The sequence below is a fragment of the Psychrobacter sp. AOP7-A1-24 genome (assembly GCF_052376235.1).
Taxonomy (GTDB): domain Bacteria; phylum Pseudomonadota; class Gammaproteobacteria; order Pseudomonadales; family Moraxellaceae; genus Psychrobacter.
Genome location: NZ_JBQSVM010000001.1, coordinates 1 through 15620, shown reverse-complemented (window position 1 = coordinate 15620; position 15620 = coordinate 1). Strand labels below are relative to the sequence as shown.

General features: G+C 41.8%; 15 protein-coding genes. 6 read left to right on the top strand and 9 right to left on the bottom strand.

Going from position 1 to position 15620, the window contains the following annotated elements; translation table 11 throughout:
- Positions 1–39: 39 nt before the first annotated feature.
- The 4 genes from mnmC to ispZ all read right to left on the bottom strand — a co-directional run bounded on the left by mnmC (position 40) and on the right by ispZ (position 3629).
- Positions 40–2091, bottom strand: a complete 2052-nt coding sequence (mnmC, locus tag ACT3QQ_RS00075) for an FAD-dependent 5-carboxymethylaminomethyl-2-thiouridine(34) oxidoreductase MnmC (protein WP_444526400.1) — start codon at positions 2089–2091, stop codon at positions 40–42.
- Between the two features lie 124 nt (positions 2092–2215).
- Positions 2216–2581, bottom strand: coding sequence for a hypothetical protein (locus ACT3QQ_RS00070; protein WP_444520145.1), 366 nt, complete (start codon positions 2579–2581; stop codon positions 2216–2218).
- 62 nt (positions 2582–2643) lie between these two features.
- Entirely contained in the window at positions 2644–2970 is a 327-nt protein-coding gene (locus ACT3QQ_RS00065) for a YciI family protein (protein ID WP_444526399.1), read from the bottom strand.
- A 107-nt stretch (positions 2971–3077) separates the two neighbouring features.
- A complete protein-coding gene (gene ispZ, locus ACT3QQ_RS00060) occupies positions 3078–3629 on the bottom strand; it encodes a septation protein IspZ (protein ID WP_444520143.1) in 552 nt (183 codons plus the stop codon).
- 279 nt (positions 3630–3908) lie between these two features.
- On the opposite strand from ispZ, the gene ACT3QQ_RS00055 reads away from it, so the two are divergent.
- Entirely contained in the window at positions 3909–4790 is an 882-nt protein-coding gene (locus tag ACT3QQ_RS00055) for a PHP domain-containing protein (RefSeq protein WP_444526398.1), read from the top strand.
- A gap of 278 nt (positions 4791–5068) precedes the next feature.
- The gene (locus tag ACT3QQ_RS00050; RefSeq protein ID WP_444526397.1) at positions 5069–6526 is read left to right on the top strand and encodes a diguanylate cyclase; all 1458 of its coding nucleotides are present in this window, start codon (positions 5069–5071) and stop codon (positions 6524–6526) included.
- Positions 6527–6623: 97 nt separating this feature from the next.
- Here the strand turns inward: ACT3QQ_RS00050 and truD are convergent, their stop codons facing one another.
- A complete protein-coding gene (gene truD / locus ACT3QQ_RS00045) occupies positions 6624–7886 on the bottom strand; it encodes a tRNA pseudouridine(13) synthase TruD (RefSeq protein WP_444526396.1) in 1263 nt (420 codons plus the stop codon).
- Positions 7887–8128: 242 nt separating this feature from the next.
- Between truD and ACT3QQ_RS00040 the strand changes: the two genes are divergently transcribed.
- Together ACT3QQ_RS00040 and ACT3QQ_RS00035 are read left to right on the top strand one after the other, a co-directional pair.
- Positions 8129–9772, top strand: a complete 1644-nt coding sequence (locus ACT3QQ_RS00040) for an FAD-dependent oxidoreductase (RefSeq protein WP_444526395.1) — start codon at positions 8129–8131, stop codon at positions 9770–9772.
- A gap of 193 nt (positions 9773–9965) precedes the next feature.
- Positions 9966–10589 (top strand): GNAT family N-acetyltransferase, encoded by a 624-nt coding sequence (locus tag ACT3QQ_RS00035; protein WP_444526394.1) that lies wholly within the window; start codon positions 9966–9968, stop codon positions 10587–10589.
- Positions 10590–10634: 45 nt separating this feature from the next.
- Here the strand turns inward: ACT3QQ_RS00035 and ACT3QQ_RS00030 are convergent, their stop codons facing one another.
- From ACT3QQ_RS00030 to ACT3QQ_RS00015, 4 genes are all read right to left on the bottom strand, one after another.
- Positions 10635–10847, bottom strand: coding sequence for a hypothetical protein (locus ACT3QQ_RS00030; protein ID WP_444526393.1), 213 nt, complete (start codon positions 10845–10847; stop codon positions 10635–10637).
- A 246-nt stretch (positions 10848–11093) separates the two neighbouring features.
- Positions 11094–12449 carry a glutathione-disulfide reductase gene (gene gorA / locus ACT3QQ_RS00025; protein WP_444526392.1) on the bottom strand — a complete coding sequence of 452 codons (1356 nt, stop codon included), beginning with the start codon at positions 12447–12449 and terminating at the stop codon, positions 11094–11096.
- Between the two features lie 174 nt (positions 12450–12623).
- Positions 12624–13076 (bottom strand): threonine/serine exporter family protein, encoded by a 453-nt coding sequence (locus tag ACT3QQ_RS00020; protein ID WP_444522866.1) that lies wholly within the window; start codon positions 13074–13076, stop codon positions 12624–12626.
- 1 nt (position 13077) lies between these two features.
- Positions 13078–13866 (bottom strand): threonine/serine ThrE exporter family protein, encoded by a 789-nt coding sequence (locus tag ACT3QQ_RS00015; protein ID WP_444526391.1) that lies wholly within the window; start codon positions 13864–13866, stop codon positions 13078–13080.
- 130 nt (positions 13867–13996) lie between these two features.
- On the opposite strand from ACT3QQ_RS00015, the gene ACT3QQ_RS00010 reads away from it, so the two are divergent.
- Complete coding sequence (locus ACT3QQ_RS00010; RefSeq protein ID WP_444526390.1) at positions 13997–14278, top strand: DUF503 domain-containing protein; 282 nt, start codon at positions 13997–13999, stop codon at positions 14276–14278.
- Between the two features lie 129 nt (positions 14279–14407).
- The coding region (locus ACT3QQ_RS00005; RefSeq protein WP_444526389.1) for an AbiH family protein at positions 14408–15620 on the top strand (1213 nt) is incomplete at its 3' end.

Sequence of the window (15620 nt, the reverse complement as noted above, 5' to 3'; positions counted from 1 at the left end):
GCTTGATTATCGACACTTCAGACAATAAAACGACGCTTTTTAAACAAGCGGTGTCTGCAAACGTGTACGATTGGGTGATAGACGAGCTAGCATGGCTTCTGAAAGTGGTGCAAATAACCCTAGCATCATACCTGCTAATGCTTCAGCGCAAACAGGTGCTAACGCATAACCTTTTGCGCCCATCGCGCTCATGGTCCATATCCGTTGGCTATTTACTAATTGTCCAACGATAGGATGGTAATCAGGCGTTTGAGTGCGAATGCCAGCTCGTCCTTGCCACAGACTTGTATCCGCTGGAATAATAGAGGCCATCTCAGGAATAGCAGTGATGAGCTTGTCCCGGCTAATCTGATGCTCCTCATCACGTATGTCTGTAGTTGTGTCATTACGGATAAAACTCGCACCAAGCAACAGATAAGGTTTGTCAGCGACTATTGTATTTAACTCATTATCTCTAGCTTGCGCGTTGAACAGCGCACAATAGCCACTATATTTTAGCGGTATTTTGGGTATCTTTGTGAGTTGCTCTGTCGAGGGGCTAAACCAAGACAGCTGCCCACGAATCTTACGACAGTCAAACACACGCTCATCTAATTGATGACTCTCAAAAGCAGCGCAAATGACGATATGATCAGCTGTCATTGTGACAGACTCTTGGTTTTCATTAATACCTTCGATATAAACTTGCTGCTCAGTTTCGTTGATTTTATTCACTTCTAATTGCTGAAAACGAATGAGCGGATGAGTCAGTATGATGTCTTTTAATGCTTGTGGACTGACCAGACCAGACTGTGGTAAATACAAGTTCTCTGCTAGATCTTGCTCTTTTAACCTACTGGCAGTCTGAGCTTGCTCATGAGATAACGTGGTCGCCATCTCATCAGGATAGTCTGCAATTTGTTCCGTACCGATATTGGCTTTTATAAGCAAATCAAGGGCGCCAGTTGGTTCAAGCACTGGTGTTGTATTAAGTTGTATGGCTGTTTGATTGAGGTCGCGATACAGTCTGCTGCTATATAAATAACCTATGGTATGTAGATGCTCGTCAACATGGTGGATCGGAGTCATTTTAGGTGCGAGCAGTGCTCTAGGATTGCCCGATGCACCTGCTAAGGGCGCTGATTTATCTAGTAAAGTGACGTTTATACCACGACTGGCAAGCGACCAAGCTGTTAGTAAACCTGAAACACCTGCACCAATAACGACAACATGCTCAAATGTGCTATAAGTCGCTTCCTGCTTCTCATGGTGACTGTTGTTATCGTCAGTAAGGTCATTACTTTTCGCATTAGCCATAATAGCCGTTAGCATTTCTCGCTTTCGACCAAAACCTTTGACTTTCTTAATTTGAAAGCCATGATCTCTTAGTCCGCGCTTGACGATGCCTGCACAGCTGTAAGTGGCTGCAGTCGTATCTGGACGTGATAGGCGCTGCATTTGTGCAAAGATACTGTCAGCCCACAAGGTGCTGTTGCAAGAGGGAGCAAAACCATCCAAAAACCAAGCGTCAACATATGGCGTATGCTGGTTAGAATGGTCTAATGCCAGTTTGCTTAGACTGTCTGCTGCATCACCAAGCCACATATCGACAGTTAAGTTATCATAAGAAAAACTTAAACGATGACAGCCTGCAATCAGTGGCGGATATGCAGCCAAAAGCGGCTTAATAAAAGCCATTAGCTCAGGCGCTCGCTCGCCCCATAGCGCAAGTATCTGCGTCAGATCTGCTAGCGGTATAGGGAATTTTTCAGTCGTAATAAAGTGCAGGCGAGCCGTTGCTAACTGCGGATTAGTTTCACGTAGTTGTCGCCACAATTGCCACGTCGCTAGTAGGTTTAGCCCAGTTCCAAAGCCAAGCTCGGCAATCGTAAAGCATTGCTTTGGTGCAAGGAGTGCCAAACGCTCTGACAACTGATTGTGCTCTATAAATACGTGACGCGTCTCTGCCAAACCATCCGCATGAGAAAAGTAAACGTCCCCAAACTCACCTGATACTGGCACCATATTACCAGTATCATCCGATTGCCAGTCAATCTTGGCAGGCGTGATAACATTTAAGTATTTAGGGTTTTGAAGATTGGCGATAGACATGAGACGCTTCTTAGAAATATCAGTAACGGTAGCTAAACGATTAGCAGTGGCAGATCAATGATATCGACATTTGGTCAAGAGTAGCGGGGTAACTTAATACAAATCAGCGATAGCAAAATCTACGCTACCAACGCTCACGACGAACAAATACTAACCACGAGACAAAAATGCCAACTAACAAGCTGATCAAAACGGTAAACGCGCCGTATAGAAACAATTGTCCTTTACTTTCGTAAACCAGGACATTGACTTGGGTCTGTAAATCGTTCACTTGACGCTGCAGTTGTGCGTTACGGCTGAGCAGTTCTTGATTGGCAGCTGATAACGCTTTAGTAGATGGTTGCAACTGTGCCGCCAAGGTATCATTGATATCTAGCGCTGAGTTATTTGTTGGCAAGGCAGACGGCGCTGTTTGATCAGTTACTGGTATCACTGCTGTTGGGTCGGTAGCATCAACAGCAGGCGCAGCGTGAGCTGAAATCGCTGTCATTAACATCAGACCAATCAGACCATTTTTGTAGCAGCAGTTATGTAAAAAAGAGACACTTTGAATCACGATGCAGCTACTTGATTGTCATTATCAGTTGGTACTGGCAATGCTTGAACAAATGGTTTGATATCGACATGACTATATACACCATCACGTAAGTAAGGCTCATCGTTTGCCCAAGCTTGGGCCGCTTCAATAGAGTCAAACTCTGCAATAATTAAGCTACCTGACATATCGCTCTTACCATGCTCGATAGGCGTTGGACCTGCGATAACGAGACGGCCTTGTTGATGCAGTGCTTTTAGGCGTTCAATATGTTCAGTACGAGTAATTAGACGTTGTGAACTGCTATTAGCCACGTCATGACCAATGATGGTAAATAAAGACATGAGACTTCCTTAGTGAATAATAAAAAAGTAATAATGAGCTTATATGGGCTTAGTATAAACGCCATAGCGATAAAGTTGTGATTCCTGCTATGAAAGGGCAGTAGGAGCTATTTAGCAGCTTTGTCTGTAAGCGCAGGGTTGAGATGCTTTTTTAGTACAGCAAACTGAGCCACGACAAATACCAGCATAATCGGAATCCAGCCATAGGTTTTAAAGTTAATCCATGCTTCATCTGACATTGTGAACGCTGTGATATAATGTAGTACACCCATTAGGGCAAAAAACAGCGCCCAAGCAACAGTCAGTTTTTTCCAGCCGCTAAGTGTCAGAGTAAATACTTCTTTCATCGCAAGCTGCATCAATGGCTTGTTAATTGCGGCACTAACAAATAGCGTTAATGCAAAAATACCATTGATAATGGGTGACTTCCAACGCAAATAAATGTCATCACGCAGCAGTAATGTGCCACCGCAGAATAAAATCGTTAATAATAAAACAACCCATTGCTGCTTATCAAACTTACCTTTTTGACGAATAAAATGAATGGCATAAACGATAATAGTAGCGACGAGCAAAGCTCCAGCTGCTGCTAAAATACCGTTATAACGAGCCGCGATAAAAAAGGCAATTAAGGGGATAAAGTCTAATAATGCTTTCATAGCAAAGGATATGTCCAACAAAAACGTATGGGGTAGTTTACACGTCTACTGCATCAAAAAAAAGCAATCAACACGATAATCATGCGATATACGCAACCTACATAGTAATACTTTTTTATTGTGTCTGACGGCTATACTACCGGCCAAATACAGCAGTGATAACTGCTAAATCTATAGAACTATTAAGGCAGGTCAGAATACTCATAATAGTAATAACGATGACCTGCTACCTAACGCTTACTTTACTCTTATTTTATTCAATACTTTAAGGCTTATCTTATGAAAATTGACTTACATTGCCACAGTACTTGTTCAGATGGAACTTATGCACCGACTGAAGTAATACAACGTGCCCATGCAGCGGGAATCAACGTATTGGCATTGACTGATCATGATACGTTGGCAGGAATTGATGAGGCGAGAGACGCTGCTAGCGCTTGTGATATGCAAATTATTAATGGCGTTGAGATTAGCTGTGAGCATACATTAAGCGGTGGGTATGGGAAGAATAAGTCCACTAATAAAATCATTCATGTACTTGGGCTGGACTTTACTGATCGCGAAAAAATGCATGCAACGTTGCAGCAATTGCAAGACAGTCGAGCCACTCGTGGTCAGCGTATCGTCGAAAAACTAAGTGAACTATTAGATATCAATTATGATGAGCTATGGCAGGCAGTGCTCGATAAAGCGGGTGGTAACCCGCAAGCAGTCGGACGTGCCCATATTGGGCAGGTATTATTCGAGCGCGGTGAAGTTAAAACCGTTCAAAAAGCCTTTGATAAATACTTGGCGGATAATAAACCTGCTTATGTAGCAATTGAGGCGTTGACGATGCAGCATGGTATCGAATTAATCCATGCCTGTGGCGGTAAAGCAGTGCTCGCGCATCCTACGCGCTATCAGCTATCGGCTACTCGCGTGCGTAAACTGATAGAAGAGTTTGCACAGCTTGGCGGAGATGCTTGTGAATTACCAGCCGCTAGTGAGCCGATTAGTACGCGAAGAATGGTTGATCGTAGCATTGCTGAACATGGTCTTGCGGCATCTATTGGTAGCGACTTCCATGGTAGCAATATGCCTTGGCGACGCTTGGGCGATGTTCCTATTTTAAATGATGACCAACAAGGAGTTTGGGAGTCTTTTGCAACGCTTGCTTAGTGAGCAAAATCCGTTTTTTTATAGTTATCTCTAGTAGTGATAGGGTCCCGTTCATTGCAATGAACAAGGTCTAAGGTTAAGACTTAAATACAATTACGTTCATGGAGAAAATATTGGGAAATAAATGCATAAAATAGATTGATAATAAGAGCAGAACTTGCAACACTTGATAAAGAAATTTTAAAGCAAATAATATACTTTTGCTTTGATTTTAGTACTTATGTCTTCAACCTATTCACACCTTTTAATGTATTTATACTCTTTGCGGTAGCCCATATATGGCTGTATCGATATCCCATCTAGGTTACAAAAAAATCTCTCAAATGATTTTTGAGTGGCAGGCTGCTGACAGAACATCGCTGATGGCTCTATTTATCGTGTTAGAAGTGTCATTGCATTGGCTATGGTGCTTGTATGTATGGTGGCAGCAAGATGCATTAAATACCTATGTGAATATGCACTATCTATATCCATTATGGCTCGGGATAAGCTTTGTCGGACTGTTCTTTTTATGTATGGTCAAAGGCTTGTTTCATTCAAGCAACGATGACGAAGTTGTTTTATGTAGATGGCAGATAGCTTTAGTTTTGGTATATACCGCTTACATTTCTACTGTTATTGTGATGATAGGGTACAGTAGTTTGTTTGCAGGCGTGTCGCTCGTCGGTGGCGCTATGCTAGGTATGATGTTGATCAAGCGCCGCTACGCTTGGCGTATGTTCTGGCTACATATTATTTTAATGTTATTGGCTATTATGTCTCCTTACTGTGGTATTAGCCTGCCTAATTTACGCCAATTGACTGTCATTCACCCCATGCTTGAGAGTCATAATTATTTAATTCACAACGAGATTATGGCTACTGAAAATGCAGTGGCTGCGTTAGCCTTTAAGAACAAGATTTTGAATTGGGATAGTATCAGCCAGCTACAGCGCTCATCCGTATTTTTTTGGCGGTCGACTCATTTGTATTTAGCATTGCCAAAAGCAATTTTTATCGTTTATATGTTTCGTGCTTTGCTATTGGTGTTAGATGATAGTCGGTTTGAGACCCTGCGACATGCTAATCAGGATGAGCTTACGCAGCTTAAAAATCGCCGCTACGGTCTGAAGAAAATGAAGTATGCTTTGGCAACAGTGAGAGGGCAACAAGACTTAAGTGTCATGCTCTTAGATTTGGATTGGTTCAAGCAGATTAATGACAACTATGGTCATGACGTAGGTGATCAAGTTTTGATTGAAATCTCACAGACGTTATCGCAATCATTAACGAATAAGACAATCATTAGCCGCTATGGTGGTGAAGAGTTCTTGGTTGTATTGCCAGATACGAAGCATGATAGTGCTATGTTGATAGCTGAACAATTGCGCCTAAATATTGCTGAACATGTTATGAAGATTGAAGGTCTGGCTGATTTCAATGTGACAGCAAGCTTTGGATTATATACTTTAACTCACGAAGAGCGAGCTTGTATTGTCCAAGGGTATGAAACGATCATACAGCAAAAGACCACAGCTCGAACGTCGCCCTTCATTAAACCGATTGCTACTCAGCGCGCGGAAAGCCAAATCGCCTCAATGCAAAAGCTGCCTAGTGATATCTGCCAGCGTTTAATCAGCACTGCGGACAAAGCTTTGTATGAAGCGAAACACCGTGGTCGTAATCAAGTTGTCAGTGCCAATGAAATGTGGGCCGAAAAAGAAGGCGGTAAGCAATCGCTTTACAAAAACCGTTAGCCTTTAATAAATAACCATACCGATAAAATTATATAAGTGTTATCGGTATGGCTTATATTCTATTGATTAGTCCAACTTAGACGCCAGTTTAATGCCATCAATACACTAAGTGCTGTACTAAGCTTGCAAGCACACTGGTGGCAAAGCTACCCGTAGTCAAAGTAAAGTTTAATACCAGCGTCTGATCGTCCGACCATTCCCATGTTAACGCTTCGATAGGTAAGCGTAGCGCACGTCGCTGTGCTTTGATATCGCGCTGCTCTAATCCCGTTGCTAGTTGCATAAGTAGTGGACTGTGTTGTACTACCTCGGTCTCTAAACCTGCAGCTCTACCAGAGACCTTGTCGTTGCCCGTGCCCCATAGCACCGCAGTTGGATGGATATCACCACTATCAATGCGAGCATACAACGTGTCATCTAGTGCCTCACTGGTGAATATCGATCCTGAGCCGTCCAAGTTGAACACTTCGCCAGCTAGCCCTGTATTCCAGCTACCGTCACGAACCCGTGACGCTAATATTTCATTAAATATCAAACTACGTGCAGCAGACAATTCCATCGTGTTTTGCTCGCGCGGCGCACGTTTACGTTTGCTCTTTTTTGGTTGCGGGCGTTTTTCTGACACTGGACGTGCAAATAATCTCAAGGCTTCTCTAACATTATTACCATTACGTCCAAAACGCTGTGGACCAAAATAATTGGGTACGCCATTTTCACTAATGCGCGTTAAATGCTGCTCGACGGCCTCTTTTACAGACAGTAATTGCTCAGGTGGCAAAGAATCAGTGTCATGCTCTGTAAACTGAATATCGCGTAAAGTAATAACAAATTGATTGGCACGATGCGTACCGCGATTGAGTTTTTTATTGTGCCAGTGCTGCGAAAGGATAGCGACAGACTCATTTTCGCCAATGTCTACTGGTGCAAACTTAGTAGGTGGTAATTGCTTTTTTGGTATTCGCAAACTAAACCACTGGGTCGTCAATGCATGACGGTCTTTCAACCCCGAATAGCCAACATCACGTAATGGAATGTCTGCCCATTCTGACAATAGCTTTGCCAGATAAGCAGTATTCATACCTGATTTTTCGATATGTAGCCATAGATGCTCACCTTCGCCAGTAAAATCCAGTGGCAATAGCTCATTGACGATAAAATCAGTTGTCTTGGCTTTATAAGTCGCTTGCTTTAAGGGCTGCAAGCTTGGCTGTGGTAACTTCTCGGTATCTGTAATAGCGGTGATATCAATATGAGCCAGATCAGTTTGCTCACTGGCATCTTGATTGGTAGCGACCACTTGGCTATCTAAACTGACTTGAGAAGTAGTAGTTATTTCGTTTTGATTATCTTGAGAAGTCATAAGGTCGTCTTTTATTTTGTTTATTAATAATGATGAGCAGTAAAAAGAGCGCGGAAAATAAAGTCGCATAATTACGTTTTGCAACGCAGCAAACATACAAAAAAACATCGTGTGCGAGGCGCTCTTGCTACTATCAATGCATAGCATATTAAAAATAATAGGATAAGTTGAATTTGTCTGGTGACTACGGTCATTTTCAACCTACTGTCATTAGATATCATTATAACTGTTAAGGAAGCATTATGACCAAGGCGATGATCAATACAGTCACCATCAGCAAAGCGGATATTCCAAGTGGTGGCATGAAATCTTACAAGCAAGACGACGATAGTATCATTTTAATCACTCGTGATGACAATGAGTTCCGAGCATTTGATGGTAAGTGCCCCCATGCTGGTGCAGATTTAGGTAACGGTCTGCGCTGTGGCAATCGAGTAGTCTGTCCTTGGCACCATGCGAGTTTTGATACCAGCGATGGGTCACTACTAGAGCCGATCGCAACAGAAGGTTTGACTCAATATAAACTCACTCATGATGGTGACAGCTTGATGGTTGATACCTCAGCTAAGGTAACGGGACAGGTCGAAAATGACAAGTTAACTGATACTCATACTATTATCGTTGGTGGCGGCGGTGCAGGATTTATGACGGCCGATCAATTGCGTCAGGGTGGTTATGGCGGCAAGATTACGCTGATTAGTAAAGATGACAAGGCACCTTATAATCGTCCATTGTTATCTAAGGCGTTTTTGGCAGGAAACATGAATGAAGACAAGTTGCTGTTAGGCGGTGCTGATTGGGCGAGTAGCAACAAGATTGAGTTATGTCTAAACCAGACGGTTAGCGAAGTAATCCCTAATGAGGCGACCATCGTTGTAGAAGATAAAAATGGAAACAGCGAACGACAGACTGCAGATTTTCTAGTAGTGGCTACTGGTGCATCGCCTGCCATTCCGCCTATTACTGGGGCAGATGTAGACGGTGTATACACATTACGCAGCATGGCAGATGCTAAATTGATTAAAGCGGCCAGTCATGATCAGCGTGTGGTAATCATTGGTACAGGGTTCATCGGTATGGAAGTTGCCTCTGCATTAGCGCAGGCAGGTACGACCGCTTCTATCACAGTAGTAGGACAAGACAATCGTGTGATGGGCAATATCGTCTCAGAGACTGTGAGTAATGCATTAATTAAGCTACATGAAGAAAAGGGCATAAACTTTGTATTTGATGCAACTGTCAATGAAATTACCAAGGTTGACCGTCAAGTGGACAGAGATGAATATGATCAGGCTTTCTCAAATGTAGGCGGTGTCACGCTGGCGAGTGGTGAGCATATTGATGCCGATATCGTGGTCTTGGGTACAGGTGTGTCTCCACGTACCGAAATATTGAGTGAAGTTAATGATCCAGATGGCGTACAAGTCGATGCACATTTACAGTTGCGTGATGGCGTCTATGCGCTAGGCGATATTGCAAAAGCTAGCAACCAAATGGGCCGTATGCGTATTGAGCACTGGCGCGTGGCTTTGCAACATGGCATGGTCACGGCTGCTGCGATATTAGATGATGACAGTGTTGAGTCATTGGAGGCGCGCATTCCTTTCTTCTGGACCATGCAGTATGGCAAGAGCCTACGCTATAGCGGTCATGCAGTGACACCTGAGTACAATATCTTATTTGGTACGCCAGATACGCTTGACTATATCGAATACTATTTCGATGATGAAGACGAGAATACGCGGGCTAGTGCAGCAAGTACGCTTGGACGTGACAAAGAGTTGGTTGCGTTCTCTGAGTTATTGCGCCGTGGTCATGCGCCGACACGTGCACAGCTCAATGCAGGATTTAATATGATTGAGCAAGCGCAGGCGTTATCGCGCTAGTACTATTAAGCAATACGTATTAATATTTAGGCTGGCTTAGGAATCTAAGTCAGTTTTTTTATAGTCAAATACATATAAATCCGCTACATCGTCACCCTCGCTAAGTATACTCATGTATAACTTGCACTCGGTTTTCTTGTATCGAAATTATTTGAATTCAACTATACGTAGATAAAAAAGGAAGAATTATAATATGAGCGACGATAATATAAAAAGCAGCAATATGAACGTAGATCACTTTGATAAAGAGTTGGTATTTCTACGTGAAGCGACATTGGATGATATTGGCGCACTTGAGCAGTTGTTAAATTGCTGCTATCGGGAGACAACAGGCTGGACCAATGAAGCCGATTTGATAGGTGGTATTCGAACTACATCAGCCGAGCTGGCTGCCGTGATTAATGATACTAATCACTATTATTTTGTCTATCCAATAACGACAACGGGCGACCGTGACGGAGAAGAGATAGGTGAGATATTTGGTTGTATCGCTGTTGATATCAAAACTGATGCTAACTTAAATAAAAAAGCTTATATCGGTATGTTTGCGGTGCATCCTGCGCTACAAGGAAAAGGCGTAGGCAACGTTATTTTACAAGCGGCTGAGACTTTTGCAAATCGTCATTTACAGTCCCTGAATCAGCCAAGTCGTCTAACCATGTCTATTTTAAGTCATCGTCCTGAGCTTTTAGCTTACTATCAGCGCCGTGGCTATCAATTAAATGGCAATAAAATGCCGTTTCCAAACGATGGTAATAATGGTGAACCAAAGCGTGATGATTTAGAGCTATTAGAACTAGAAAAAATAGTTAGTTAATCAGGTGGTCAAATAAAAAGATATTGAAAAAACAATCTATCTCACTTAACCCCAAAAGTATCCAAAGGTCATAAATAGTCCCATGCTCAATAGTAAGAATGCCACTATGATCAAGCGCTTGAACCAGTTAAATGCTGGCAAGCGCGTGGTATTGTCATCAGACATGAGGTAAGCAAATAAAAATAATAGACTTGCTGCCAACGTCATAATTCCGATACCAATCGGTAATATAAAAAGGTACACCTGCCACACAGTCATCTCTCAACGGTCAGTATTAACCGCATCATAGCAGCAACAGGATTGCGCTGTCAGTAGGCCTTACTTTAAATTTTTCAAAGCGAATGATTTATAGAAAGCACAGTAATCACAAGTGCCATATGAAAGTCGTCAAGGTGTTTTAGATATATGAAGACATATACTTGTAACAAGACTGACAATAAAAAAGGATGCTCACATGGCATCCTTTTTTATAATAGCTAAGACTAACCAGAGAACCTAGCGCGCTTAACGCATGGTCACAAACTCTTCTGAGCCAGTTGGATGGATGGCAACGGTATTATCAAAGTCAGCCTTGGTTGCACCCATTTTGATAGCGACTGCAAAGCCTTGAATCATCTCATCGACACCAAAGCCAATACCATGTAGGCCAATAACTTTTTCATCATCGCCCAAGCATACCAGTTTCATCATGCATTTTTGACGATGCTGAGTCACCGCGCTATACATAGAAGTAAAGGTCGATTTATAGCATTTAATGTTTTCTTTGCCATAGCGCTCTACCGCATCGATTTCAGACAGGCCAATCGTGCCGATAGCAGGGTGAGTAAAGATTACCGTCGGTATCAATGAGTAGTCTAAGTGCTCATTTGTCTTGTTATTAAACAAACGCTCTGATAAGCGGCGACCTGCGGCAATCGCCACTGGGGTTAGGTCAACACTGTTTTCGATAATATCGCCAACGGCGTAGATATTCTCAACATTGGTGTTTTGGAACTTATCGACTTTGATTTTGCCAGTCTCAGTCGTCTCGACACCAGTTACTTGCAGATTGATACCGTCTGTTGATGGCGCACGACCAATGGCCCAAATCAAGCAATCTGTCGTATCTAGACTACCGTCTTTGGTACATAACGTCAGGCTATCATCTTCGTTTTTATTAACCTCAGTGAGCGTGGTATTGGTATGCAACTGGATACCGTCTTGCTCCATTTCTATCAGCAATGCCTCTACCACACTGTGGTCAAACGCGCGCAGCGGTGAATGTTGACGCACATATAGATGCACCTCAGCGCCGAGACTATTTAACACGCCTGCGATTTCGACAGCGATATATCCTGCGCCTACAATCGCCACACGTTTTGGCAAGTGATTCAACGCAAAGAATCCGTCAGAGTCGATGCCGTATTCTGCGCCTTTGATATCTGGCTGGATCGGATGACCGCCCGTAGCAATCAAAATATGGTCGGCAGTGATTAGCTCGCCATTGACTTCTACAGTGTTAGTATCGACAAACTTAGCAAAACCTTTGATAACTTCTACGCCATTTTTGGCCAAGTTATTATCATAAGAGCGGTGAATGTTTTCGATATATTGTTGACGGCTCTGTACCAGTTTTTGAAAGTCAAAACCTTTGGCGTCAACATCAAAACCATAGTCTGGCGCATATTTATGGATAGCTTCGGCTACTTGCGCGCCATACCACATTACTTTTTTGGGAACACAGCCCAAATTCACACACGTGCCGCCCAATTGATTGGCTTCGATGATAGCGCATTTTTTGCCATAGCTCGCCGCACGGTTGATTGATGCGATGCCGCCGCTACCGCCACCAATGGCGATATAGTCATAATGTTTGGTCATAATACGGTCTCTTTATTAAGTTGTTATTGATGCTGCTTCCGACTTCACTGTAATGGGTCTTATCATCCATCTTACAAGTTTTTTGTAGTTAGTATATGTCGAATCGCTTGAATATAAACAGTATTTGGTTAAGAGAAGTCCAGCATTTAGATATGTAAATCTACCTAAACCCATCTAGACGATAGGGCGACGTCTATAAAATAACAGTCCCGGAATAGATAAGCCAAGTACCAATCCTGAGGTCACAAATAATGCTTCAAACAAATAGCCCATCATTTGGCCAAATAATTCATCTGAAAAGCCAAAATAGCCAATCTGCACCATACTAACCATTGCTTTATAAGCGGCAATACCAGGCATCATACAGATGACACTAGGTGAAATAAGTGCTTTGGGCGGTAAAGTATATTTCTTAGAAAAATACACACCCAAGAAGCTGGCTAGCATCGCCCCAAAAAAGCTAGCAACCACGAGATGGATATGTTGATGGACAAGAGCAGTCTTTAATCCAAAGCCAAACGCCGTCATCAGCAAACAAGGCAAAATATAGCGTCTGGGTACACTAAACATCAGCGTCCAACCAAGGGTGATAATGCAAGACAGTACGACGGTTTCAACAAACCACATCTTAAAATCCCCAGTGCTGTATTTGCAGTAAAATCAATGCCATCACGATACCAACGCACGCGGATAAAGTAAGCATATAGGTAAAAACAGCACGCCCAACGCCAATATTGACATAGCCTTTTAAGATATCGGACAAAGAGTTAATCAACGGAAAGCTGGGTACCAGTAGCAGCACACTGGAGGCAACGGCGATATCGGCATTGTTACCAATATCAAAGTAGTAGGTCGTTGCCCCAATCAGTGAGGCGATAAAAGCCGTCACAATGACAGTGATAAAAGGGTTAAAGTGATGCTTGGATAGATATATACGAGTAAACATCGCCACCATGCCAGCGATGTATGTCACCGCCGTAATCGACCAACTACCACCATTAAGATAAGCAAATGCTGCACAGGATGTGCCAACAAATAAACTGACTAACCACGTCGGGTACACGGTCTTATCCAATTCATCAAAAGCCAGAGTCGTGCGGTTAATTAATCCGTCATGATCGATAGTAGCTTCAGTTTTATTAACGATTTGCTGGATTTGTACCAACAGATTGACGTTGATGCTTTGATTGATCGTATCTCTGGTAGTAGTGATGCAGCGCTCGTCACAGATGGTCGTCAAGGTAATGGCATTAAAATTGAGCGAACACTCGACGCTGTTCATCCCCAAGGCGATGCCTAAGCGTTTGCATAAATCCACCACCACGGCAGACTCAGCGCCATATTGCATAAGGAGTAAGCCGCAGCGCACGCATAGTCGAGTAATGTGCTGCTGCTTTACGTAGCTGATAGAGGTCATGGATTAGATACGCATGTTGGTTAGTGTTGTTACGCTATTATAAAGGGTCTGGAAGCTGACGCGTAGGCATTATCAGAAAAACCATTAAGTGATACGATACAGTATAAGCTTTTTTGGCAAGGAGCATAAAATGCATATCGCTATTTTAACACTGACGTTTTCATTGCCTGGCTGTAGTTCGTTAAAAGAAAAGCGTCAACGGATGGGCGGCTTACATGCACGCTTTGGCAATACGCCAAGCGTCGCAGTCTGTGAGAGCGGCGAGCGGGATCGGCATGATGCCAGTGAGTGGACGTTTGTGATCGTTGGACTGTCTAAACGTGAGATAGAGTCGCAATGCAGTCAAATTGAGGGAAAGCTAGAACGTACGGTAGATGCGAGGGTGATGAGTGTTGAGAGGGGATTTGTTTAGGTGGGTATATTTATAGAGAGCAAAGGATGATTTTAGCTCATACTTTAGCTACAACCGAAGCTAAGTAACTTTTTAGAGCGGAAAGTCATAATACCTTTAAATATTTATGATTAATCAAGGACTAGATGAATGAGTGAAAGAAAAAAGATATTAATATTAGGAAATGGCTTTGACTTAGCTCATTTCCTGCCAACAAAATATGAACATTTTATTACGGCAATGCGCGCAGTCGAGGATGCTGATCTAAATGAACATCTATTATTTGATAATGTTTTCCATAATCTGTTAACAGATGGAGACTTTTTTCTAAATAGAACTAAAGAAATGTATAAAACTGAAGAAGTAGAAGTATCTGTAGAAGATTTAAATATTTTGAAGGAAAAGCTATCTAATAATGGATGGTTTCAGTACTTCAAAGACTACTTAGATAGCGGTATCGATACATGGATAGATTTTGAAAACGAAATAAAGAACGTTTTAGATATTGTATGCTCTGTATTAGAAAGTAATTCTGATAAAAATGAAATTATTGATAAGAATTATTATAGAAAAGGTATTGCTGTTATTGATGAAAAATTCTTTGATAGCTTTAATGTCAACAAGAGCCATTATCTCAATATACTTATAAAATTCAATGTTTTATTGGAAACATATGTGGTTGATAATCGAGACGGTTTTATAGAGGTTGGAAAGGATGAGTTTGATAGTATTAGTATTGGTAATATTTTTGAACAAGCTAGTAGTGATAAAGGAATATATTCTAAGTCTAAGAGAATACGTTTAGAGAGCCACTTTGCAAAGAGATATAAGGGTGAAACAACTGGTATCCATACATATAAGGTAATTAAAAAAATAAATGAAGACCTGTTGATTTTTATAGATATTTTCTCTACTTATATTGAATTTATTGAAAGTTTAGTGCCAAGAAATATTTTAAAAGCTCCCAAGGTTTTAAAATATCTAGATGATATATATAGTTTCAATTATTCATCTACTACTAGTAGATTATACGATAGAGAACATAGTAATTTCTTACATGGAAAGGTAGGAGGTAATAATATTGTACTAGGAATATCGGATTTGGAAAATAAATTGCTAATTGATGAAAAAGCATATGGGTTCGTAAAGTATTACCAAAAACTGGTAAATAATACAAACTATAATTTTCTTTTAGAAAATAAGAATTTAAAGGCAATTGAGGAAGGTATGCATAGGGGTTCGCTTTATTGGAACCTACCTCCATATGAAATATATATATGGGGGCACTCGCTTGACTCCTCCGATAGTGATTATATAAAAGAAATTTTTTCATTTAATAAAGGTGTTAATCCTTCGGTTTATT